Annotated in this window: 17 protein-coding genes; 2 read left to right on the top strand and 15 right to left on the bottom strand. The window is 71.5% G+C overall.

What is annotated here, in order from left to right:
* Positions 1-192: 192 nt before the first annotated feature.
* Both alc and allB read right to left on the bottom strand, forming a co-directional pair.
* On the bottom strand, positions 193-1,194 hold the full coding sequence (gene alc, locus AB0M36_RS03525) for an allantoicase (RefSeq protein ID WP_364151657.1): 1,002 nt from the start codon (positions 1,192-1,194) through the stop codon (positions 193-195).
* Positions 1,194-2,507: an allantoinase AllB gene (gene allB / locus AB0M36_RS03520; RefSeq protein WP_364151654.1), complete on the bottom strand. Its 1,314-nt coding sequence runs from the start codon at positions 2,505-2,507 to the stop codon at positions 1,194-1,196. The genes alc and allB overlap by 1 nt, the downstream gene beginning before the upstream one ends.
* 212 nt (positions 2,508-2,719) lie before the next feature.
* On the opposite strand from allB, the gene AB0M36_RS03515 reads away from it, so the two are divergent.
* Positions 2,720-3,418 carry a hypothetical protein gene (locus AB0M36_RS03515; protein WP_364151652.1) on the top strand — a complete coding sequence of 233 codons (699 nt, stop codon included), beginning with the start codon at positions 2,720-2,722 and terminating at the stop codon, positions 3,416-3,418.
* A 363-nt stretch (positions 3,419-3,781) separates the two neighbouring features.
* On the opposite strand, the gene AB0M36_RS03510 is transcribed toward AB0M36_RS03515, so the two are convergent.
* From AB0M36_RS03510 to uraD, 5 genes are all read right to left on the bottom strand, one after another.
* Positions 3,782-4,945 (bottom strand): aldolase/citrate lyase family protein, encoded by a 1,164-nt coding sequence (locus tag AB0M36_RS03510; protein ID WP_364151649.1) that lies wholly within the window; start codon positions 4,943-4,945, stop codon positions 3,782-3,784.
* Between the two features lies 1 nt (position 4,946).
* Positions 4,947-6,494 (bottom strand): malate synthase A, encoded by a 1,548-nt coding sequence (gene aceB / locus AB0M36_RS03505; protein WP_364151646.1) that lies wholly within the window; start codon positions 6,492-6,494, stop codon positions 4,947-4,949.
* Between the two features lie 109 nt (positions 6,495-6,603).
* Positions 6,604-7,464 carry a factor-independent urate hydroxylase gene (gene pucL / locus AB0M36_RS03500; RefSeq protein ID WP_364151644.1) on the bottom strand — a complete coding sequence of 287 codons (861 nt, stop codon included), beginning with the start codon at positions 7,462-7,464 and terminating at the stop codon, positions 6,604-6,606.
* A 3-nt stretch (positions 7,465-7,467) separates the two neighbouring features.
* Positions 7,468-7,818 (bottom strand): hydroxyisourate hydrolase, encoded by a 351-nt coding sequence (gene uraH, locus AB0M36_RS03495; protein WP_364151642.1) that lies wholly within the window; start codon positions 7,816-7,818, stop codon positions 7,468-7,470.
* Positions 7,805-8,296 carry a 2-oxo-4-hydroxy-4-carboxy-5-ureidoimidazoline decarboxylase gene (uraD, locus tag AB0M36_RS03490; protein ID WP_364151640.1) on the bottom strand — a complete coding sequence of 164 codons (492 nt, stop codon included), beginning with the start codon at positions 8,294-8,296 and terminating at the stop codon, positions 7,805-7,807. Before uraD ends, uraH begins: the two co-directional genes overlap by 14 nt.
* A gap of 61 nt (positions 8,297-8,357) precedes the next feature.
* Here uraD and hrpB point away from each other — a divergent pair, with 61 nt between their 5' ends.
* Entirely contained in the window at positions 8,358-10,862 is a 2,505-nt protein-coding gene (hrpB, locus tag AB0M36_RS03485) for an ATP-dependent helicase HrpB (RefSeq protein ID WP_364152258.1), read from the top strand.
* A 20-nt stretch (positions 10,863-10,882) separates the two neighbouring features.
* Here hrpB and AB0M36_RS03480 read toward each other — a convergent pair whose 3' ends face one another.
* The 8 genes from AB0M36_RS03480 to glgX form a co-directional block, all read right to left on the bottom strand.
* The gene (locus AB0M36_RS03480; protein ID WP_364152255.1) at positions 10,883-13,216 is read right to left on the bottom strand and encodes an EAL domain-containing protein; all 2,334 of its coding nucleotides are present in this window, start codon (positions 13,214-13,216) and stop codon (positions 10,883-10,885) included.
* Between the two features lie 110 nt (positions 13,217-13,326).
* Positions 13,327-14,049, bottom strand: coding sequence for a PP2C family serine/threonine-protein phosphatase (locus AB0M36_RS03475; RefSeq protein WP_364151637.1), 723 nt, complete (start codon positions 14,047-14,049; stop codon positions 13,327-13,329).
* 94 nt (positions 14,050-14,143) lie between these two features.
* Positions 14,144-15,160 carry a hypothetical protein gene (locus AB0M36_RS03470; protein ID WP_364151634.1) on the bottom strand — a complete coding sequence of 339 codons (1,017 nt, stop codon included), beginning with the start codon at positions 15,158-15,160 and terminating at the stop codon, positions 14,144-14,146.
* Positions 15,157-16,293, bottom strand: coding sequence for a transporter substrate-binding domain-containing protein (locus AB0M36_RS03465; RefSeq protein WP_364151631.1), 1,137 nt, complete (start codon positions 16,291-16,293; stop codon positions 15,157-15,159). Before AB0M36_RS03465 ends, AB0M36_RS03470 begins: the two co-directional genes overlap by 4 nt.
* 49 nt (positions 16,294-16,342) lie before the next feature.
* On the bottom strand, positions 16,343-16,540 hold the full coding sequence (gene yidD / locus AB0M36_RS03460) for a membrane protein insertion efficiency factor YidD (RefSeq protein WP_364152252.1): 198 nt from the start codon (positions 16,538-16,540) through the stop codon (positions 16,343-16,345).
* Positions 16,541-16,768: 228 nt separating this feature from the next.
* Complete coding sequence (gene treZ / locus AB0M36_RS03455) at positions 16,769-18,502, bottom strand: malto-oligosyltrehalose trehalohydrolase (protein ID WP_364151629.1); 1,734 nt, start codon at positions 18,500-18,502, stop codon at positions 16,769-16,771.
* 2 nt (positions 18,503-18,504) lie between these two features.
* On the bottom strand, positions 18,505-20,817 hold the full coding sequence (gene treY, locus AB0M36_RS03450; protein WP_364151627.1) for a malto-oligosyltrehalose synthase: 2,313 nt from the start codon (positions 20,815-20,817) through the stop codon (positions 18,505-18,507).
* Positions 20,817-22,928: a glycogen debranching protein GlgX gene (glgX, locus tag AB0M36_RS03445; RefSeq protein WP_364151624.1), complete on the bottom strand. Its 2,112-nt coding sequence runs from the start codon at positions 22,926-22,928 to the stop codon at positions 20,817-20,819. The genes treY and glgX overlap by 1 nt, the downstream gene beginning before the upstream one ends.
* Positions 22,929-22,954 lie beyond the last annotated feature (26 nt).

Genomic DNA, 22,954 nt, shown 5'->3' with positions numbered 1-22,954 from the left:
AACCATCCTCAGTGGAAAGTCGCCTGCACCGCATACGTGAGGTGGGTGAGGCCCCGACCGGCGACGACCGTGGGTTCGCCCAGGTGCACAGGCGTCGTCGCCAGGCCGGCAAGGAGCGGGAAACCGCCGCCCAGCAGCAGTCCTCTACACGGCCCGGGCCGCGAATCTCCGGCCGCATGGCCGGAGACCCGGTCAGGTGGTCGCTTCGTAGCGGGCGCGCAGCACGGCGCCGTCGGGACGCCCGAACAGGCGCAGCCGGGCCATGCCGCCGTCCGGGAAGATGTCGAGCCGGACGTGGGTGGCTACCGGCACCACCGAGGTCGTGAAGCGGTGCCGGGTGTCGGGGCTCAGCCGGAGCTGCGGCAGCAGCTCGAACCAGTCGTCCGGATCGTCGAGCAGGCCCGTCCGCGCGTCGATCCCCCGCAGGGTCGCGCTGCCCGGCGCGTTGCCCTTGAAGTGGCTGGTGTCCAGCTCGGCGAGCTCGACGACGGCCGGCGCGGCGAGCTGCACCAAGACCCAGTCGTTGCCGTCGTCGCGGCGCCGGGACGTCTCCCAGCCGTCGCCCATCGACCGCGCGATTCCCGGATTGATGAGGTTCTGCGGATGTCCGTAGAACATGTTGCTGCAGCTGGCGATGCGGGCGCCATGCTCGGCGGCGGCGACGTCGAAGACCGTGGGCAACAGGCGGGGATCCGGCACCACGTCGCCGTGCACGCGCAGGCGAGCGACCCCGCCGTCCGGGTAGATGGTGAGGCGGACGTGGGTGAACCGCTGCCGCGAGTCAACGGCGAACAGATTCTGGCTGTCTCCGGCCAGCGACGAGCGGGGAACCAGCGGCACCCACGACGCCTCGGCCAACTGCGCCGCGTCCGGATAGCCATCGAGCGCACAACCGTCCACCGATGCGTACGGCGGGTAGTTGCCGGTGAAGAACGCGGTGTCGATGTCCACGCCGTGGATCACACCGGGGGCACCCAGGCGCACGATCGCCGTGTCGTGGCCCGGCTCGCGACGCCGGCGGGTCTCCCACCCGTCGTACACCTGGCCCTTGTGCCCGAAGGTCTGGGGCGCGAACACCGGAGTGGCCGGATCGACCAGGTGATCGGCGGCGGCGAAGAACTCGTCGTTGGCATACACCACCCCACCACCGAAAATGCGCGACGCGAGGTCGGGCAGGCGGGTGAACTCTTCCATCAGGAGACCTCCCGGATGAGGAAACGGCCCTGCGGGGCGTCGCCCGTCACCGCCTGGCCGCGCAGCCAGGTCGTGCGGACAACACCGCTCAGGGTCTTTCCCGCGTACGGAGTGACAGGGTTGCGGTGGTGCAGCCGTGCGGGGTCGACCACGAAGGTGGCGTCGGGGTCGAAGGCGACGAGGTCGGCATCGGCGCCGACGGCGATTCGGCCCTTGCCGGTGAGGCCGACGAGATCGGCGGGCCTGCGTGCCATCCAGCCGACTACGTCGGCGAGGCTGTGCCCGCGGGCCCGGGCGGCCGTCCAGATCACCGGCAGCCCGAGCTGGACCGAGGCGATACCGCCCCAGGCGGCGGCGAAATCGCCGGTATCTTGGCGCTTGAGATCGGGCGTGCAGGGCGAGTGGTCGCTCACGACGCAGGTGATGAGCCCCTCGGCGAGGGCCGACCACAGCTGCTCCTGGTTGGCGGCATCGCGGATCGGCGGGCAGCACTTGAACTCGGTGGCGCCGGCCGGGATCTCAGCCGCCTCGAGGGTGAGGTAATGCGGGCAGGTCTCGGCGGTGACCCGCAATCCGTCCGCCCGGGCCGCGGCGATCAGCGGCAGGGCGGTGGCCGCCGACAGATGCAGAATGTGTACGCGGGCGCCGGCGGCACGGGCCGCCTCGATCGCCGTGGCGACGGCGGCATGCTCGGCCCTCGGTGGCCGAGAGGCGAGGAAGTCCGCGTAGGCGGAGGACGGCACGGCCGCATGCAGGTGGTCGGGGTCCTCGGCGTGGACGACGAACTGGGCCGGCACGGCGGCGAGTGCCTCGGCGAGTTGGCCCGGGTTCAGCGGCGGAAACTCGGGAACGCCGGAGTCGGCGAGGAAGGCCTTGAAGCCGTACACCCCGGCGGCGTGCAGGGCGGGCAGGTCGGGGGCGTTGCCGGGGATCGCCCCACCCCAGAAGCCCACATCCACGTGGATCCGACCGGCCGCGGCGTCCTTCTTCACCGCCAGGGCGTCGACGGTGACCGTCGGCGGAAGACTGTTCAACGGCATGTCGACGATGGCGGTGACCCCGCCGGCGGCGGCGGCCCGGGTGGCCGTGGCGAAACCCTCCCACTCGGTGCGGCCGGGCTCGTTGACGTGCACGTGGGTATCGACCAGGCCCGGCAGCAGGGCAAGCTCGCCCAGATCAACATCCTCGGCCGCTTCGACGACCGCCTCGTACGCCTCGACAGCGACGATGCGGCCCGCGCCGACCACGACAGCGGCCGGGCGTTCACCGTCGGGGGTGACGGCGCGGCGGGACCGCAGCACGAGATCGACCATGGACCGAGCCTATCGGTCCCGCGAGTTCCGGCGGCTCCGTGACGCGAAGCGATCGCAAGATCACACAGCTTCCCGCGGCGGGTCGGGTTCCCGACCACAGCACCCCCGGCGCGGAAGGAGGTTGCCCGTTGTCGATATAAACGGGGTTCGGCGAGCGCCCCGGCCTGGCCAGCTGACGAGGACGGAGCTACAAGAACGCCATGACCCGACGCATGAGTTCCCGCAAAGTGGCGTTGAGCGCCGCGTTTCTCGCGCTCGCCGCCGGGGGCACGGCCGCCTGCGACTCGTCCTCGGACGACGACTGGGAGAGCCACGACTCGACCTACAGCTCGGACTCAGAGGGCTATACCTACGACTCCGACGGCTCCAGCTCGGGCGGATACAGCTCCGGCTCAAGCGGCTCCACCACGGGGAGCTCCACCACGGGCAGCTCCACCACGGGCAGCTCCAGCGCGAGCGGCTCCACCACGGGCAGCTCCAGCGCGAGCGGCTCCACCACGGGCAGCTCCAGCGCGAGCGGCTCCACCACGGGCAGCTCCACCACGGGCAGCTCCAGCGCGAGCGGATCGGGTTCCTCGTCGACCGGCGGCGAACCCGGGAACTCTGCCGGCTCCGGCCACGACGAGGTGTTCTACTGCGCCGACGAGGATGGCTACGTCGTCGAGGAGGAGAACTGCGACGACGACACCGGGGACTCGACGTACTTCCTCTGGCACTCGCCGTATTACAGCCGCGACCTGGCGTCGGGCACGCAGTTGCAGGACGGCGACTACTTCCCGGCCGGCGACCGCGCGGCTCGGCGCTCATTCAGGCTGGCGGCCACTGGCACGGTTGGCAACGGCACGGTGAAGACCAACGTCGTGGGGCGCGCCAGCGGCTCCGGAGTCAGCAGCGGCACATCGGGCGGCTGACCCGGCTCGGCACTTGGACGGCTCGCCCGCCCAAGCGGGCCCAGCCAGTGGAAGTGAGCTTCGCCCAGCGGAACAGGACGTCGCCCAACGGCAGTGGACCTCGCCAAACAGAACGAGACCTCGCCCAGCGGAACAAGACGTCGCCCAACGGGAGTGGGGGTCGCCCTGCAGAAGGGGGCTCGCTGAGCGGAACAGGGCCTCGCCGGCGACCTGGTGACGGCCCGGATCTGCGCCCGGCGGAACACGATCTCGCTCGAGGAAGCAGGACCTTGCCCGGCCGAACGGCCCCTCGCCCGGCCAAGCGAGCGGCGCGGCAGGGGCGGGATCAGGCCAGGGAGGCGGGATCAGGCCAGGGAGACGGGATCAGGTCAGGGAGGTGAGTTCCGTTCTGGTGAAGCCCGCGGTTTCCAGGGTGGCGCGGTCCAAGGCGCCGCAGTCGAGGCCGCGGAGCAGGTAGCCGGCGAGTGCTCGGGCCGTCGCGGGTTCGTCGAGGATGCCGCCTGACTGGCGGGCCACGTAGCGGCGGAGGCGGGTCGTGGCGGCGTCGACGCCGTCGGCGAAGAAGGCGTAGGTGGCCGCGAAGCGGGTGGGGAGTTGGGCGGGGTGGAGGTCCCAGCCCTGGTAGAAGCCTCGTTCGAGGGAGCGGCGCACCAGGCGGTAGTGCAGCGCCCAGCCGTCGTGGACGGCGACGTCGGAGCCGACCGGCAGGATGTTCGTCGAGCCGTCGCTGAGTCGGACTCCGGTGCCGGCCGCGGCGGCCTGGATGACCGCCTTGGCGTAGTCGGCGACCGGGTGGTCCATGGCCTGGTAGGCCGCCGCCACTCCGGCGGCGGCGCTGTAGTCGTACGTGCCGTAGTGCAGGCCGGTGCAGCGGCCGGCGGATTCCGTGATGAGGTGGGCCACGGTGGCGGTGCCGTCCGCGCCGAGGACCGCCGACGGCAACTCGATCTGGATCTCGAATGTCAGCGTGTCGCGGGGTAGCCCGTACCTCGTTTCCAGGGTTTCGCAGAGGGCGACCATGGCGGAGACCTGGTCGGGGCCGCTGACCTTGGGCAGGGTGACGACGAACGGCTCCGGATAGCGGGAGAGCCACAGGTCGAGCGTGCGCAGCGCCCGGCGGCGCGTCGGTGCCTCCAGCGACTTGATCCGGATTCCCACGAACGGCGGCCGCGGGCCGTCGAGCAGGACCGCCGCGGCCTGTTTCACCGCGGCGTCCTCCTGGTCGTCGTCGCGGACGCCGTATCCGTCCTCGAAGTCGACGCGCAGGTCCTCGATGGGTTCGGTGGTGAGCTTGGCGCGGACCCGTTCCTCGAGGGCGGCGGGGAACGGCAGCGGCGGGTGTTCGCCGAGCACTGCCAGCGCCCGCGGTCCCCATTCCCGGAAGCCGGCGAGCTGGTCGGCGGGAATGTAGACCGTGTGCACCGGCTGCCGCCCGGCCCGCTCGCCCGGGTAACGCGCTTGAAGAAACGCGTCGTGGGCGGCGAGCCGGGCGTCGAGCGCGGCGTGGTCCTCGTCGCTGAGCCGCACGTCAGTCGATGGAGTCGTATGCGGCGGTCGTGAGGAAGTCGGCGAAGTCGTCGGCGAGCGCCACCCGCTCGAACAGCTTGCGGGCGTCGTCGAAGCGGCTCGCCGTCCAGGCCTCGTCGCCGAGGGCCTGGCGGATCTTCACGAGCTCCTCGTCCTCGATGCGGCCGACGAGCTCCGCGGTGATCGGAGTGCCGTCCTCCAGGCGGACGTCGTTGTGGATCCACTGCCACACCTGGGAGCGCGAGATCTCGGCGGTGGCGGCGTCCTCCATCAGGTTGAAGATGGCGACGGCGCCGTTCCCGCGCAGCCAGGCCTCCAGGTATTGCAGGGCGACGGAGACGTTGGACCGCAGCCCCGCCTCGGTGACGGCCCCTCCGGTGGCGGCCACGTCGAGCAGCTGCGGCGCGGCGACGTCCACGTCGTCGCGGCGCTTGTCGAGCTGGTTGGGCTTGTCGCCCAGCACCCGGTCGAAGATCTCCCGGCACACCGGCACGAGGTCGGGGTGCGCGACCCAGGAGCCGTCGAAGCCGTCCCCGGCCTCGCGCTCCTTGTCCTCGCGCACCTTGGCGAGCGCGACCTCGTTGACCGCCGGGTCGCGGCGGCTCGGGATGAAGGCGGCCATGCCGCCCATCGCGAACGCGCCACGTCGGTGACAGGTCGAGACCAGCAACTCCGTGTACGCCCGCATGAAGGGCGCGGTCATCGTCACGGCCGCCCGGTCGGGCAGCACCATGGCCGGGTTGTCCCGGAAATACTTGATGATGCTGAACAGGTAGTCCCACCGGCCGGCGTTGAGCCCGGAGATGTGCGGGCGCAGCGCCCACAGGATCTCGTCCATCTCGAACGCGGCCGGGATCGTCTCGATGAGCACGGTGGCCCGGATGGTGCCGACCGGGATGCCGAGGGTTTCCTGCGCATAGGTGAAGACGTCGTTCCAGAGGGCTGCCTCGTGGTGCGACTCCATCTTGGGCAGGTAGAAATACGGCCCGCTGCCGCGCGCGATCAGCTCGGCGGCGTTGTGGAAGAAGTAGAGCCCGAAGTCGACCAGAGCACCGACGGCCGGCTCGCCGTCGACCGGCAGGTGGCGCTCGTCGAGGTGCCAGCCGCGGGGACGCATGACGATCGTCGGGTAGGGGCCCGCACCGAGCTCGTACGTCTTCTTGTCGGTCTCGAGCCGGATCGTGCGGCGGATCGCGTCGAAGAGGTTGCGCTGCCCGTCGACGACGTTGTCCCAGTGGGGGGTGTTCGCGTCCTCGAGGTCGGCGAGCCACACCTTGGCACCGGAGTTGAGCGCGTTGATCGTCATCTTGCGCTCGGTGGGCCCGGTGATCTCGACGCGCCGGTCGCTGAGGTCGGCGGGGGCGGACGGCACCGTCCAGTCGCCGGAGCGGATCTCGGCGGTCTCGGGCAGGAAGCCCAAGGACCCTCCGGCGGCGATCTCGGCCCTGCGCTGGGCGCGACGGGCCAGCAGCTCGTCACGGCGGGGACGGAACCTCCGGTTCAGGTCGGCGACGAACGCCACGGCCTCGGCGGAGAGGATCTCGGTCACGGGCGGGAACTCCCTTCACGGCTGACTCCCCGTACCGTATCGGTATGTGCCGTGGTCTGTGCCCGGGCTGTGGACAACGCCACCGCGACAAAAAACGGCTTTCAGCGCCTCACAGGTACCAGTCGGCGGACGCCGGCGGTGCGTCGTCGCGGGTGACGGTGCCTTCGATGAGGCCGTAGGGGCGGTCGCCGGCGATGAAGACCTCTCCCGGGTTCTCCAGGTCGAACGGGGACAGATCCACCAGGTAGTGGTGCCGGTTGGGCAGGGCGAGGCGGATCTCGGCGATCTCCGGACGGCTGTCCAGCACCCGGCTGCCCATGGAGAACAGCGTCTGCTGCAGCGAGTAGCTGTACGTGTTGACGAACGCGTTGACCAGCGCGTCCTTAGCCTTCTCGAACGACTCGCCCCACGCGGTGGTGTCCGAGACGTGGCGCCAGCGGGCGTCGACGGCGGTGGCCAGGATCCGGTCTGTCGTCTCCGGCAGCGTCGTGTAGCGGTCGCGGGGAAAGCCGTGGAATTCCGAGGCCGTCGAGTTCAGCACCACGAAGTCCTTCAACCCCGACACCACCTGGGTGGCGTCCTCGCCCACCGTGACCACGCAGAGCCGCGTGAAGTCGCCCTTGCGCCGGAAGGAGTGCGGGCCGAGCCGCTCCCAGCCGTACGACTCGATGCTCACCCGTGCGGCCTGGATCTGCGGCTGGGTGGCGACGAAGTGCCGGCCCAGCCGCAGCGCGAACGCCTCGGGCTGGCCGACGCCGTGCTCGCGGGCGAAGGCGTACACGGTGTTCTTCATCGTGTCGGTCGGCAGAACGCCGGAGTTGTCGCCGGTCAGGTGGGTCGCCGACAGGTCGCCGGAGAGCGCGACGCTGACGTTCAGATCCGCCAGGCCGTGCGTGTCGCCGTCGCGCGTGACGTGCACGAGCCGGGTCTCCGCCTTGCCGTATCGGTTCGGTCCCAGCACGATCGCCACGCGTCAGCTCCCTCGATAGGTGGTGTAGCCGTACCGGCTCAGTAGCAGCGGTACGTGGTAGTGCCGGTGTGGGTCGTGGACGTGGAAGGCGATCGTGATCTCCGGAAAGAACGCCTCGCCGCCCAGGTAGGGCTCCACCTGGAACACGAGCCGGTAGCCGCCCGCACGCCAGTCGTCCGCCGGCATCGGGGGCTTGAGCCGGCCGTCGGCGTCCGTGCGTCCCTCGGCGACCGGCTTCCAGCCGCCGGCGTCCTGGCGCTCCAGGCGTACGTCGACGTCGCGGGCGGGTTCGCCGGTGACCGTGTCCAGGATGTGGGTGGAGATCCGCGCCTCGAACCGCTCATCCGAGCCCATCGATCAACCTTTCCAGCCGCAGCGTCGCGATCTTGCGAAGCTCCCCGGCCACGACGCGGCGCTCGGTCTCCTCGTCGTTGTCCAGGCGTTCGCGGGCCGCCGCCAGAATCTCCTCCTGGGTCTTCCCGCTGGCGAAGATGAGGAAGACGTGCCCGAACTTCTCCTCGTAGGCCCGGTTGGCCTCGATCAGCTCCGCCGCCGCGCCGCCGGCCGCGGCGGTCGCCTGCTCGCGGCGCGACCAGGCGGCCTCCTTCGAGTCGCCCCGGGCCCGTTCCCCGATGCGCGGGTGGGCGGAAAGCCCGGCCAGCACCTCCGGCCAGCTCAGCGCGCCGGCTGCGGCGTCTGCCGCGGACAGCAGAGCTTCCCGAGACGGGTACGGACGACCCGCCGCGACCGCCGCCGCCCAGGTCGGGACGGCGCAGACCGCGAGCAGGTCGGCTTCCAGCTCGCCGGGGGGTAAGGAATTGAACGCCTTCACCTGATCTATTTACCACGCTGCCCGGCCGTCGGACGGCGTAGGCGAGACTTGTCCGGTGCTGATCGCCGCCGACGCCCTCCCGGATCTGCCCATCCGCGCGATCCTTCCCGATGTGATCGCCGCGCTCGCGAACGCCGGCACGGCGGTCCTCGTGGCGCCCCCGGGCACCGGTAAGACGACGGTCGTGCCGCTCGCACTGGCGACGGCGGACGGCGGGCGGGTGGTCGTCGCCGAGCCACGACGGGTCGCGGCGCGAGCGGCGGCCCGGCGGATGGCCGCTCTGCTCGGCGAGGAGGTGGGCGGACGGGTCGGCTACACGGTGAGGGGCGACCGGCGCGTGTCCGCGCGCACCCGGATCGAGGTGGTGACCACCGGGGTCCTCGTCCGGCGGCTGCACCGCGACCCCGAGCTGGCCGGCACCGCGGTGGTGGTGCTCGACGAGTGCCACGAACGGCATCTCGACTCCGATCTGGCCCTCGCGTTCCTCGTCGAGGTCCGCGCCGCCCTGCGCCCGGACCTGCACGTGCTCGCCACCTCCGCTACCGCCGAGGCCGACCGCTTCGCCACGCTCCTAGGCGGCAGCGCGGACCCGCAACCCCACGGAAGCGCTCCGGTGGTGACCGCGGCGGCCGCGCTGCACCCGGTCGACGTGCGATGGTGCCCGCCGCCGCAGCCGCTGGCCGCCCCGCACGGCCTGCGCGTCGATCAGCGCCTGCTCACCCACGTAGCGGCGACGGTCCGCCACGCTCTGGCCGACGGCGACGGCGATGTCCTCGTGTTCCTGCCCGGCGCCAGGGAGATCGGGACGGTTTCCGGGCTCCTTCCGGGCGTCGACGCGGAAGTCGTGCAGCTGCACGGCCGGCAGACCGGTGCCGCGCAGGACGCCGCCCTGCGGCCGGGCACGTCACGGCGGGTGGTGCTGGCCACCGCCGTCGCCGAGAGCAGCCTGACGGTCCCGGGCGTACGCGCGGTGGTGGATGCCGGGCTGAGCCGGGTCCCCCGGATGGACCACGCCCGGGGCCTCGGCGCCCTGGTGACGGTGCCGGTGTCGCGGGCGGCGGCCACGCAGCGCGCCGGACGAGCCGGACGGGAGGCGCCGGGCCGGGTGTATCACTGCTGGTCGCAGGCGCAGCACGACCGCCTCCCCGCCCAACCGGAGCCGGAGATCACGGCCGCCGACCTGACCGGCTTCGCCCTCGACCTGGCTCTCTGGGGGCATCCGGACGGCGCCGGACTGGCCCTGCCCGACGCGCCGCCTCCGGGCGCGTTGCGGGCGGCGATGGGAACGCTGCGCACGCTGGGCGCGACCGGCGAGGACGGCCGGGTGACCGCGCGCGGCCGCTTGCTGGCCGACGTCGGGCTGCATCCGCGCCTGGCCCGGGCGCTGCTGGACGGGGCTCGGCTCGCGGGTGCCCGGCGCGCGGCCGAGATCGTGGCTCTGCTGGACGCCGACCGAACCGCGGACGACCTCGTTGCCGCCTGGCGCCGCGCCCGATCGGAGCGCGACGGCGCCTGGATCGCCGAGGTCCGCCGTCTGACCGCGGCCCTGGACCGCCAGGAACCCACGGATCCTACCCAGGACCGGCGGGGGCGAACCGGGCTCACCGACGACCTCGCGGCGGGGCTGGTCGTCGGGCTCGCCTACCCCGAGCGGGTCGCGCGGGCCCGGGAAGCCGGCTCCCGCGCGTACCTCATGGCCGGCGGGACCGCCGCGGAGCTGAACGGCGGCAGCGCGCTGGCGGGCACGACCTGGCTGGCGGTCGCCGACGCGGACCGGGCTCCGGGCGCACGGACCGCGCGCATCCGCACCGCCGCCCCGCTCGACGAGACGACGGCCCGCGTCGCGGCGGAAACGCTGACCGCGACGGCCACGGAGATCGGCTGGATCGACGGCGACGTCGTCGCGCGGCGGGTGGATCGGCTCGGTGCGATCATACTCGCCGAGCGTCGGATCGAGGATCCAGATCCGGCGCTGGTGAGCGCCGCCCTGCGGGAGGGTCTGCGCCGCGAAGGGTTGGGGCTGCTGACCTGGTCGCGAGGCGCGGCCGAGCTGCGGGCCAGGTTGGCGTTCGCGCACGCGACGCTCGGTGAGCCGTGGCCGGACGTGTCCGACGAGGCGCTGGCGGAGGCGGAGTGGCTCGACCTGGGATCGGCCCGGCGCCGCGCGGATCTCGCCCGGATCGACGTCGCCGGTTCGCTGCGCCGGTTGCTGCCGTGGACGGTGGCCGGGCGGCTCGACGAGGTGGCGCCGGAGCGGCTGCCGGTGCCGAGCGGGTCGGCCGTACGCGTCGACTATTCGGATCCGGCCGCTCCGGTGCTGGCGGTGAAGCTGCAGGAGACGTTCGGCTGGCTGGACACCCCGAGGGTGGCCGGTGTGCCGGTGGTGCTGCACCTGCTCTCCCCCGCGGCCCGGCCGCTGGCCGTCACGAGTGATCTCGCGTCCTTCTGGGTCAACGCCTATCCGGGGGTACGCGCGGAGATGCGCGGCCGCTATCCCCGCCATCCGTGGCCCGAGGATCCGTCGACCACCGCGCCGACCCGGCGCACGAACCGGCGCGGGTCCTGAGGCACCATCCCTACGGCATCCTAGGAGGCTAGGTGTGCGGTGGAGGGGTCGGACTGCGCCGGGATGGTCGCGGTCAGGCGGTGGGCGGGGCCAGGCTGGCCGAACAGGTAACCCTGGCCGAGCTCGCAACCGAGCGCCGCCAGCGCCCGTGCCCGCTCCGGCGTCTCGACGCCCTCAGCGACCACCGACACCCCCAACTCGGCGCAGATCCGCAGCACCGACCGGCACAGCGCGCCCGCCCGGTCGGGGCTCACGTCCACATCGGTCAGACTCGAGTCGAGCTTGACGATGTCCACCGGCAGCGAGTGCAGTTGCGCCAGCGCGTTGTAGCCGCTGCCGAAGTCGTCGAGGGCCACCCGCACGCCGTACTGCCGCAGGCGGTGCAGCACCTCCACCGCGCGGGGCAGGTCGGGGATGCGGCGGGTCTCGGTGATCTCCACGACCAAACGGGACGGACGGACGGCGTGCTGCTTCAGCGCGCGCAGCACCGCGTCCTCCAACCCGTGCCGGCCCAGCCGGGCCGCCGAGACGTTCACATGCACGTCGATCGGGTGCCCGTAGGCGCTGGCCAACGCCGCCGCCTGGGCGCAGGCCCGGTCCAGCACGAAATCGTCGATCGCCGCGACCAGGCCGGTGCGCTCGGCGACCGTCACGAACACCTCGGGGTCGACCGGGCCGGCGATCGGATCCGTCCAGCGGGCGAGCGCCTCGACGGCCACCACCGCCCCGTCCTTCAAGCGCACGATCGGCTGGTAGTGCACCTCGAAACCGAACTCGGCCGGCGCGCCGACGGCACGGGCCAGCAGCGCCGGCAGGTCCGCGTTGGGGCCGCCGTCGGCGCCCGCCGCATAGCGGGCCATCGCGTTCTTGCCGCGGCGCTTGCTGACATACATCGCCGCGTCGGCCCGGCGCAGCAGGACGTCGGCGGTCAGCTCCTCGTCGGCGCGCTCCGGCAGGACCAGGCCGAGGCTGGCGCTGACGCCCAGGGTGTGCCCGTCGATCACGTACGGCTCCCGCAACGCGGTCAGGATCCGGTGCCCGGTCTCCTCGGCCTGGTGTCCCGGGCGTTCCAGCAGGACCGCGAACTCGTCGCCACCGAGCCGGGCCACCAGGTCACCCGGCCCCACCGCGGCGGCGAGGCGCTCGGCGATGAGCCGCAGCAGCTTGTCTCCCACGGCGTGACCGAAGCCGTCGTTGATGAGCTTGAAGTCGTCGAGGTCGGCGAAGATGAGGGCGACCGGCACCTGGTTGTACCGGTACGCGTCGAGGGCGAGCACCAGCCGTTCGCGGAACAGCGCCCGGTTGGCGAGCCCGGTCAGCGGGTCGTGGTAGGCCTGGTGATGCAGTTCCCGCCGGCCCTCCGAGACCCGCGCCAGCAGCACGGTGTTGTCCACAATGGTGAACATCTGCCGCGCCACCACCAGCCCCAGCACGAGCCAGCCGAGGTACGCCTCCGACGACGTCAGCTGCCCGCCGCTGCCGGTGCGCACCGCGAGGAAGACCCCGGTCGCCACGACGGGCAGGTACGGCAGCAGCAGGTGCAGCCACTCCCCGTCGATGCGCTCGGCGACGGCCTCGTCGCCGACTCCCCGGTTGCTCACCGCGGCGAGGGCCAGTAGCGCGGGGCCGAGCAGCCATCCGGCGGACTCGAGCGGTGTCAGCGCCTTGTCGCCCAGGTGCAGCAGCCGCAGCGTGTCCGAGCAGCCCAGGGCGAGCATGCCGAGCACCAGCAGCCGCAACGGCACGCGTCCGGCCCGGGACGACGGCCGGGTTACTAGCAGCAACAGGCCCATCACCACCAGCACCAGGTCCGCCACCGGGGACGCCGCCGCGAATCCGGAAGCCCACGGGTCCTGGCCCGCCTGGTCGAGGAACCGCTCGGGCACCGCCGACCGGATCAGCGCCAGCAGCGACCCGCCGATCAGCGCGCTGTCGATGACGAGCACCGTGCGGTCGCGGCGCATCGACGCCTGCACCGGCCGGGGCAGCGCCAGGGAACCGGCGACCAGCGCCACGAAGGTGAGGGCGGGCAACAACAGCGGGCCGACGTCGAGGATGGTGACGGTGGGCGCCCGGTCCGGCTCGAGGATGTCGCGGAACGCCCATCCCAGCCGCACCAGCGTCCAGGTGAGCAGGCCGATGCCGAGCAGCACACGCCAGCCGGCACGCGCACCGGTGTGGTCGCGGGCCGCCGCGAAGCAGACGGCGGCGGCGATCGCTCCGACGGCGAACTGGGAGGCGTCGGCATACAACCGCTGGCCGGCGCCGGCGGGGACGGCGTACATGCCGACGGCCGTGACGGCGGCGACGAGCGCCAGCGTCACGGGCACCCGCGTCGACAGCCGACCCCTCATCACCACCCGCAGCGTCCTCGAGGAACGACCCGGTCATCGCATGACCGCGAGTAAGGTACCGCAGCCGCGGCCGATTGCGAGAAGCGTGCGCCGTGGACCGGCGGGGACGCTCAGCCGCCGACTGTCAGATCAGCGACAATCACGGTGATATTGTCCGGGCCGCCGCCGTGCAGGGCCAGGTCGAGCAGCCGCTCGGCGCAGGTCTGCGGCGCGTCGCAGGCCAGCAGCTCGGCCTCGATCCGGTCGGCGGGCACGACCGTGGTGAGGCCGTCGCTGCACAGTAGCCAGCGGTCGCCAGGCTCCGGCTCGACGATGACATACGACGGGCTGACCGGCTCACCCTGCAGGGCCTGGGTGACCACCGCGCGCCGGGGGTGGCTACCCGCCTCCTCGGGCCGGATCAGGCCCTGGTCGACAAGCATCTGCACGTAGGTGTCGTCCTTGGTGAGCTGGTTGAGCCGGCCGTCGCGCAACAGGTAGGCCCGGCTGTCGCCGACGTGGGCGAGCGCAGCGCGGTCACCGGAGAAGATCACGGCGGTCAGCGTGGTGCCCATCCCCTGCAGGGAGGCGTCGCCCGCGACAGTCTCCGCGATGCGCCCGTTCGCCACCTCGAGCGCCTTGTGCAGCGCGTCCATCTGGTGCTCGTTGTCGATGCCGACGTCGAGCGACACCATGGCCTCGACGGCGATCCGACTCGCGACGTCTCCGGCGGCCATCCCACCCATGCCGTCGGCGACGACCAGGAGCCGGTCACCGGCGTAATAGCAGTCCTGATTGCTGCTTCGCACGTGGCCTTTGTCGGTGACGGCCGCCCACCGCAGGTGCAAGGTCATGGCGTGCAGCCTGCCAGGTCGGGTCCACCCTGTCTGCACGCGGTCGGCGGCGCGCCGGGACAACCGTCCGCGAACTGCGGAAAAAGGCAATCGATCACGGAACGAGCGGCCGGCCGAGGCAGCGGGGATCGACGTCGGAGACCGACCGGGTGGGTGCCACCCACTCCAGCGACGACTGGTCCACCGCCCATCCACGTACGGTGATCCGGCTGTGCTGGGTGCGTACCGGCTCGGGGCAGAGCGTCTTGGACCGTACGTGATCGTTGGGGACGAACACGACCTCGCCGCCGCGCCGCAGGATCGTGGTGGCGGTGTCATCGACCGTGATCAGTTGGCCGCGGATCACCTGCGTCGGTTCGGTGCCGGCGCGGACCTCGACGGCGCTGTTGGGCAGCACGGGCGCCCGCAGGAACACCAGGCCGATCACGAACGGGGCGACCAGCGCCGCGCCGACCGCGGGCCAGTGGGTGGCGAGGCGGGCGGCGCGCGGCGGCACCGGCCCGGTCAACAGCCAGCCGAGCAGCGGCGGCGCGACGAGCAGAACGGCCGTACTCGTGTCGCCCGCGGCCAGGGCCGCCCGGATGCCCGGCCGGAGCCAGAGCAGCTCGACCAGCCCGAGCACGACCGGGACGATCAGGGTGACCACCACCAGCATCCGGCGCTCGCCCGGGTGACGCTGCACGGCCGTCAGCCCGAGGATCGCCACCACGAGCATGAGCAACGTCGGCAGCATGCGCATCTGCCAGGTGAAGCCGGCGAGTGCCACGGCGAGCAGCACCACCCAGTCGGGCATGCGCTGCGCGGTGAGCGCGAGCATCGAGCGGCGGGTGGCCTCGTCCTCGTCCGGGGTGCTGACCAGCAGGATGCCGCCGAGCATCCGCAGCACGAGCACCACCGCCGGCACGGTCCAGATCAGCGTGATCACGAGCGCGCTGATCATGCCCAGCGGGCTGATGTACTGCACCAGCAGCAACATCGTGGGCAGGTCCTGGCGGCTCAGGTACCAGAGCCGGAGCACGAGCAGGACCAGCGGAAACGCGGGCAGTGCGGTGAACAGCCAGTTGAGCTGGGCGCGCCGGCGGCGCGGCGCCAGGGTGCGCACCGCGGTCACGGAACGACCTCCTCCCAGGGCAGCTCGCGCACCTCGGGCCGGCGGGCGAGCGGCTGCTGGGCACGGGCCAGCGGGACGGCGGTGCCGCCGGGCTCGATGTTGGCAACCACCTCGGGCGCGATGTTCGCTTGGAAGGCCCGCTCCCAGCGGGAGTCCTTGGGGTCGGCGTAGGAGCGGTAGAGGCTGAGGTCGACCAGGTCCCGCAACGCCTCGTTGTCGCCCACGCTGATGCCCCAGGCCTCGGTCTTGTCGTCGCCCAGATCCCAGTGGTCGTAGCGGTCGGGGTCGCGCGCCTTGAAGCCGCCCAGGATGGCGGCATCGGTGCTGACCGCGCCGACGGCACCATTCTCCATCTCGGCGAAGCACTCCGACACCCGGTTGCGCCGGATCAGCGTGGCGCCGGACGACGAGGCGGTGACCGCGCTGGTGGAGGCGGAAAGAGTGCAGACCTCCTTGCCTTTGAACTCCTCGAGGCTGGCGACCTTGCCGTGCCCGCGCAGGGTGATCACCGACTGCTCGGTGTGCAGGTAGGACGCCGAGAACATGACGTTGGGCTCGGCCTCGCGCTTGGGTGTGATGCTGTAGCTCGCGATGACCATCTTCACCGGCACCGGATTGCCCTTGCGGTCGGTGCCCTCCATGCGGGCCCGGTCCTCGCTCTCGATGCCGTAGAAGCGCACGTCGTCGCGGCGGAACCCCAGATCCTCGGCGATCATGTACGCGATGTCGACGTCGAACCCGCTCCAGCTGCCGTCCCTCGGGTCGCGGTAGGCCACTCCCGGCTGATCGTCCTTGACGCCGATGGGCAGCGTGCGCCACTCGTCGACGCCGGCCGCCCGGCGCAGGTCCTCCACCGACGGCGGGCCCATGTGGAACAGCCGCACCCAGGAGAATCCGAGCACCAGGACGATGACCACGCCGACGGCGGCCAGCCGCCAGGGCGCCAGCGAGGCACCCCAGGTCCGGACGACGTCGGGGCGGGCGAAGGTGCGCCTCAGCCCGATCAGCGCCCGGTCACCGCGACGTTGCCGGGCACCCGCGTCGCGCCGGGGCACGACCCGCTGTCGTGGTGGACGGCGTACCACTATCTTGCGAACCGGCGCCCGCTCCCGCCCGGCGTCCAACCTCGACACGCGGTACCCCCCGTCCCCGTCGCGGAGCGCCTATCGTGCCGGACGAAGGTCACGGAACGGGGTCGGCGGTACCGAACGTGACACCCGGCCGGCAGCGGCGCAGTCGACCGGCGGTGAGCCGCAGGCCCTTGCGGCTGCCGTAGCGGCGCACGGCCTCGAGCCCGTAGGCGCTGCACGTGGGCGTGAAGCGGCACCGGGTAGGCAGCCGGGGAGAAATCCGGCGATAGCCGCGGATGGCCGTCGTCACGGCCCGATCGGTGCCGGAGCCCGGCGTTCCGCGCCCGCCGGGTAGCCGGGCGAAGGCCAGCAGGGTCGTGCTCAGCAGGCCGAAGTCACAGCCTGGAATGTCGCAGAAATCGCAGTTGCACGCGACGATGTCGCAGTCTCCCTTTTTGCGCCGCTTGCGACGCCGCTTCAAGCCCCACATGGTGACCATGGTGGCGCATGGCCGCGACCGGGGCGGACGCAACGCTGATCAGCGGGCGAAGACCACCACCGCCGTCTCCGGCGGCAGTTCTACCCGGTCACGCTGGAGCACCACCCCGGGCTCGGTGGCGAGCAGCACCTTGCTGGGCACCGCGCGCAGGCTCACGGTCTGCGGCACCGGCGCCAGGTTGGCCGCCACCAGGCACCGGCCGCGGCGCATCACCACATGCTGATCGCCGTGCCACACGTCGACGCGGTCGAGCCGCGGGTCGGACAGGTCGGCGTGCTGACGGCGCAGCGTGATGAGGCGCTTATGCAGGTCGAGGATCTCCGCGTGGCCCGGTTTGTCACGCTCTGCCCAGTCGAGCTTGGAACGCTCGAAGGTCGCCGGGTCCTGGGGATCCGGCACCTCCGCCTCGGCCCAGCCGTGCGAGGCGAACTCGCGCCGCCGGCCGGTCTGCACGGCCGCCGCGAGCTCCGGCTCCGGATGGCTGGTGAAGAACTGCCACGGGTTGCTCGCCGCCCATTCCTCGCCCATGAACAGCATGGGCGTGAACGGCGAGGTCAGCAGCAGGGTGGCGCCGACCTTCAACAACCCCGGCGACAGCGTCGCCGAGAGCCGGTCGCCGACCGCGCGGTTACCGATCTGGTCATGATTTTGCAGGTACGCCACAAAGCGGTGCCCCGGCGTCCGGGCCCGGTCCACCGGCCGGCCGTGGTGCCGCCGCCGGAAGCTCGACCACGTGTTCGCGTGAAAGAACGCCCCGGTCAGCACCGTCTCCAGGCACTCGAGCGAGCCGAAGTCGCCGTAATAGCCCTGCCGCTCCCCGGTGAGCAGCGTGTGCAGGGCGTGATGCACGTCGTCGGCCCACTGGCCGTGCAGCCCGTGCCCGCCCGCCTCCCGCGGCGTGATGAGGGTGGGGTCGTTGAGGTCGGACTCGGCGATCAGCGACAGCGGCCGCCCCAGATGCACCGAGAGGCTCTCCACCTCGGCCGCCACCTGCTCGAGCAGATGGATCGCGTTGTGGTCGACCAGCGCGTGCACGGCGTCCAGCCGCAGGCCGTCGACGTGGTAGTCGCGCAGCCAGGCCAGCACGCTGTCGACGACGTAGCGGCGGACCTCGTCGGAGAACGGCCCATCGAGGTTGACCGAGGCGCCCCACGGGTTGGCGCCCGCCGCGCTCAGGTACGGCGCGAACATGGGCGCGTACGCGCCGCTGGGCCCGAAGTGGTTGTAGACAACGTCCAGCACCACGCCGAGCCCCTTGGCGTGCGCGGCGTCGACGAAGCGCTTGAGCCCGTCGGGGCCGCCGTAGGCCTCGTGCGGCGCGTACCAGCAGACGCCGTCGTAGCCCCAGTTGTACTCGCCGTTGAAGGCGTTGACGGGCAGCAGCTCCACCAGGTCGACGCCGAGCGCGACGAGGTGGTCCAGCCGCTCGACGGCCGCGTCGAACGTGCCGACGGGGGTGAAGGTGCCGACGTGCAGTTCATAGAGGACGGAGCCCGGGAGCTGACGTCCGGTCCAGGCGCCGTCCGTCCAGGGGAAGGCCGCGTGGTCGTACACCCGGCTGGGACCGTGCACGCCCTCAGGCTGCCACCTCGACCGCGGGTCGGGAAGCGGGCTGTCGTGATCCGACAAAACGTACGCATAGTCGCTGCCGGGCCCCGCCTCGGGCACCTCGAGCCGCCACCACCCGTCGTCGCCGCGTTCCATGTCGCGGTCCACCCCGTCGAGCCGCAGCCTGACGGTCTTCTCGGGAACCCACACTTCGAAGAGGGTCATGGTCACTCTTTCACCAGCAACGCGACAGGGTACGTGTGCAGCAGGTCAGCCACCGCCAGACGACTCCCGCCATAGCTGGTGCTGGTGAAGGCTTCCGTCCAGGTATGACCATCGAGTGACAACGTGGTGTCGTGCCAGCCGCCGTGGCGTGACAATCCGACCGGCAGGCGGGTGGTCACCACGACCGCCCCGCCGCGGTCGAAGGCGAGCACGTGCTCGGCGACTCGCCCCTCGGCGTACACGGGGCGGTAGTCGGTGAACAGCTCCGGACGCCGCCGGCGCAGGCGCAGCGTGCGGCTGGTGACCAGCAGCTTAGCCGCGCCGGTGGCGTCGATCGGCGGCTGCCAGCCGTCGTCGAGGCGGGCGAGCAACTCGCGGCGCGCTCCGAAGTCGACCGGCCGCCGGTTGTCCGGGTCGACCAGGGAGAAGTCCCACAGCTCCGTGCCCTGGTAGACGTCCGGGACGCCGGGCATGGTGAGCTGCACGAGCTTCTGACCGAGCGAATTCGACCAGCCGGGAGCGGTGATGGACCGGGCGAAGCCGTCGACCTCGCCGTACAGGGCCGGGTCGTCGTAGACGCTGTCGACCAGAGCACCCAGCGCCGCCTCGAAGTCCTCGTTCTGCCGGGTCCAGCTGGTGCCGACGCCGCCCTCGCGGGCCGCCTTCAGCGCGTACGCCCGCAACCGGTCGCGCTCGATCGGCCACGCGCCGACCGCGGCCTGCCAGACGAGGTGGGCCAGCGCGGGATCCGGCAGCGGGGCCACCCGGGTCCAGCGACGGACGACCTCGGTCCAGTCGCCGGGCAGCTCGGACAGGACGGCGAGCCGGGCCCGGACGTCCTCGCTGCGCTTGGTGTCGTGAGTGGACAGCGTGGTCATGCCGTGCGGCCATTTCCGCTGTCGCTCTTCGGCGAACTGATGGAACTCGTCGGGGCTCACCCCGAACTTCGCCGGGTCGTTGCCCACCTCGTTGCGGGCGGTGAAGCGGGTCCAGCGATAGAAGGCGGTGTCCTCGACGCCCTTTGCCATCACGGCGCCGGTGTACTGCTGGAAGCGCAGCGCGAGCTCGTCGGCGGGGTTGCGCAGCCGGGCGGTGAGCCGGTCCAGTACCGGGATCAGGGCCGGCCGGCGGCGGCCCGCCTCGGCCCGGGCCTTGGCCAGATGCCGGGACCCGAACGGCAGGTACGAGCGGTAGACCGGGAAGCAGGCGGCCAGCTCGGCGAGCGCCGGGCCCGCGCCCTCGATCTCCGGCGCGAGCCGGCACAACCGGGCCAGCTCGGCGGCGAGCTGGGTGGTGGCGAGCTGGTACTTGGTCTCGTGGACCAGGTCCTGCCAGCTCGTGGTGCCGCCGGTCAGGTGGTGGTCGAGGGTGTCGAAGAACGCCTCGGTGCCCGGGTCGACGAACACGCCGCAGACCTCGGACAGGGCGTCGTACCCGGTGGTGCCGGCGACCGGCCAGTCCGGCAGCTCCTCCCCCGGCTCGAGGATCTTCTCGACCACGAGCCAGGCGTCGGGTGCCGCCTGGTGCAGGCGGCGCAGATACCCGCCCGGGTCGCGCAGGCCGTCGGGGTGGTCGACGCGGATGCCCTGCACCGCGCCCTCGGCGTACCAGCGCAGGATCTCGCGGTGGGTGGCGTCGAAGACCTCCGGATCCTCGACCCGCAGACCCGCGAGGTCGACGATGGCGAAGAAGCGCCGATAGTTGAGCTCGGCGTCGCCGCGCGTCCAGTTGACCAGCTCGTAGTGCTGCCGGTCGTGCACCTCGCGGGCTGTGCCCTCGCCGGTTCCGTCCGCGATCGGGAACCGCTTGTCGAAGTAGTGCAGTTCCCCGTCCTCGACGCGCAGTTCGTCCAGCGCGGCGGGGTCGTCGGCCAGCACCGGGATCAGCAGCCTGCCGCCGGACCAGTCGATGTCGAACCATTTCGCGTACAGCGATCGCTCACCGTTCTTGAGCACGTCCCACCACGCCGGATTCGCCGCCGGCACGCCCACCCCGGCGTGGTTGGGCACGATGTCGACGACCAGTCCCAGCCCGGCCGCGTCCAGGGCCGCCCGCAGGGCCAGGCGGCCCTCCTCCCCGCCGAGCGCCGGGCTGACCCGCTGGTGGTCCACGACGTCGTAGCCGTGCTCGGAGCCGGGTCCCGCCGTGAGGATCGGCGCTGTGTAGAGGTGGCTGACTCCGAGGTCGGCCAGGTAGTCGGCGAGCTCCGCGGTGCTTTTGAAACCGAAGTCGGGACGGATCTGGACACGGTAGGTACCAGCAGGGAAGCCTTTAGTCCGGTCGTGGGCGGTGGCGGGGCGGTCAGATGGGGGCATTAAACCGTCCTGTCCAAGACGATGAGGGAGCGGTCCGGAACGAGGATCGTGGAGCCCGCCTCGACGACGTTGGGGCGGTCGGGCGATGGTTCGGCGGTCTCGATGACCTTCTCCCACTTCTCGCCGTACTCGGTGGGTGGGGTGACGAACTCGATCGGCGCGTCGTGGGCGTTGAAGAACAGCAGGAACGAGCTGTCGACGTGCCGCTGGCCGTACTGGCCGCGCTCACGGATGCCCTCGCCGTTGACGAACAGGGCGACCGCGCGGCCGAAGTCGTTGCCCCAGTCGTCGCCGGCCATCTGGCGACCGTCCGGGGTGAACCACTCCAGATCCGGCAGCGGGTCGCCGCCGCCGCGGGCGGTGACCGGCAGGCCGGTGAAGAACCGGCGCCGCTGGAAGACCTGGTGGCGGTGGCGGAACGCGGTCAGCTTGCGGGTGAACTCGAGCAGCGTCTCGTCGGCGTTGTCCCAGTCGATCCAGCTGATCTCGTTGTCCTGGCAGTACGCGTTGTTGTTGCCCTGCTGGGTGCGGCCCAGCTCGTCACCGTGCGAGATCATCGGCACGCCCTGGCTGAGCATCAGCGTGGCCAGGAAGTTGCGCCGCTGCTTGGCCCGCAGGGCCAGCACGGCCTTGTCGTCGGTCGGGCCCTCGACGCCGCAGTTCCAGGAGCGGTTGTGGCTCTCGCCGTCGCGGTTCTCCTCGCCGTTGGCCTCGTTGTGCTTGTCGTTGTACGAGACCATGTCGTTCAGCGTGAACCCGTCGTGCGCGGTCACGAAGTTGATCGAGTGGAACGGTTTGCGGCCGTCGTCCTGGTAGAGGTCGGCGGAGCCGGTGATCCGGCTGGCGAACTCGGCCAGGGTCGCGGGCTCCCCACGCCAGAAGTCGCGCACGGTGTCGCGGTACTTGCCGTTCCACTCCGTCCAGTTCGGCGGGAAGTTGCCGACCTGGTAGCCGCCGGGGCCGACGTCCCACGGCTCGGCGATGAGCTTCACCTGCCCGACCACCGGGTCCTGCTGCACGACCTCGAAGAAGGTGGAGAGGCGGTCGACGTCGTAGAACTCACGGGCCAGGGTGGACGCGAGGTCGAAGCGGAAGCCGTCGACGTGCATGTCGGTGACCCAGTAACGCAGCGAGTCCATGATCAGCTGGAGGCTCTGCGGACTGCGCACGTTGAGGCTGTTACCCGTACCCGTGTAATCCATGTAGAAATTCGGCTGATCGTCGACGAGCCGGTAGTAGGTCCGGTTGTCGATCCCCTTGAGGCTCATGGTCGGGCCCAGATGGTTGCCCTCGGCCGTGTGGTTGTAGACGACGTCGAGGATGACCTCCATGCCGGCGGCGTGCAGCGCCTTGACCATGCCCCGGAATTCCTGGGTCTGCTGGCCGAGCGAGCCCATCGCCGAATACCCGTGGTACGGCGCGAAGAAGCCCAGGGTGTTGTAGCCCCAGTAGTTGCGCAGGCCCAGGTCGTCCAGGCGGTTGTCGTGCACGAACTGGTGCACCGGCATCAGTTCGAGCGCGGTCACGCCCAGCTTGGCGAGATGCTCGATGATCGCCGGGTGGCCGATCGCCGCGTACGTGCCGCGCATGTCCTTGGGCACCTCGGGATGCCGCTCGGTGAGACCCTTCACATGCGACTCGTAGATCACCGAATGGTGGTACGGGATGTCCGGGCGCCGGTCGTTGCCCCAGTCGAAGTACGGGTTGACGACCACACCCTTGGCCATGTGCGGCGCCGAGTCGAGGTCGGACATCTGATCCGGGTTGTCGAAGTCGTACGCGTACAGGCTCGGATGCCAGTCGATGTCCGAGTCGACAGCCCGCGCGTACGGGTCGAGCAGGAGCTTGTGCGGATTGCAGCGCAGCCCGCGCGACGGGTCGTACGGCCCGTACACCCGGTATCCGTACCGCTGACCCGGCTCGACGCCCGGCAGGTAGGCGTGCCAGACGAAGGCGTCCTGCTCGTGCAGTTGGACCTTGCGCTCGTTGCCCGACGCATCGAACAGGCACAGCTCCACGGCCTCGGCGACCTCCGAGAAGATCGCGAAGTTGGTGCCCGTCCCGTCGTACGTCGCCCCCAGTGGATACCGGTGCCCCGGCCACACCTGCATGCCTGCTCCCGCCCTCGACCGTCGGT

The sequence above is a fragment of the Actinoplanes sp. NPDC051346 genome (assembly GCF_040682215.1).
Taxonomy (GTDB): domain Bacteria; phylum Actinomycetota; class Actinomycetes; order Mycobacteriales; family Micromonosporaceae; genus Actinoplanes.
This window is presented reverse-complemented; position numbering and strand designations above follow the sequence as displayed.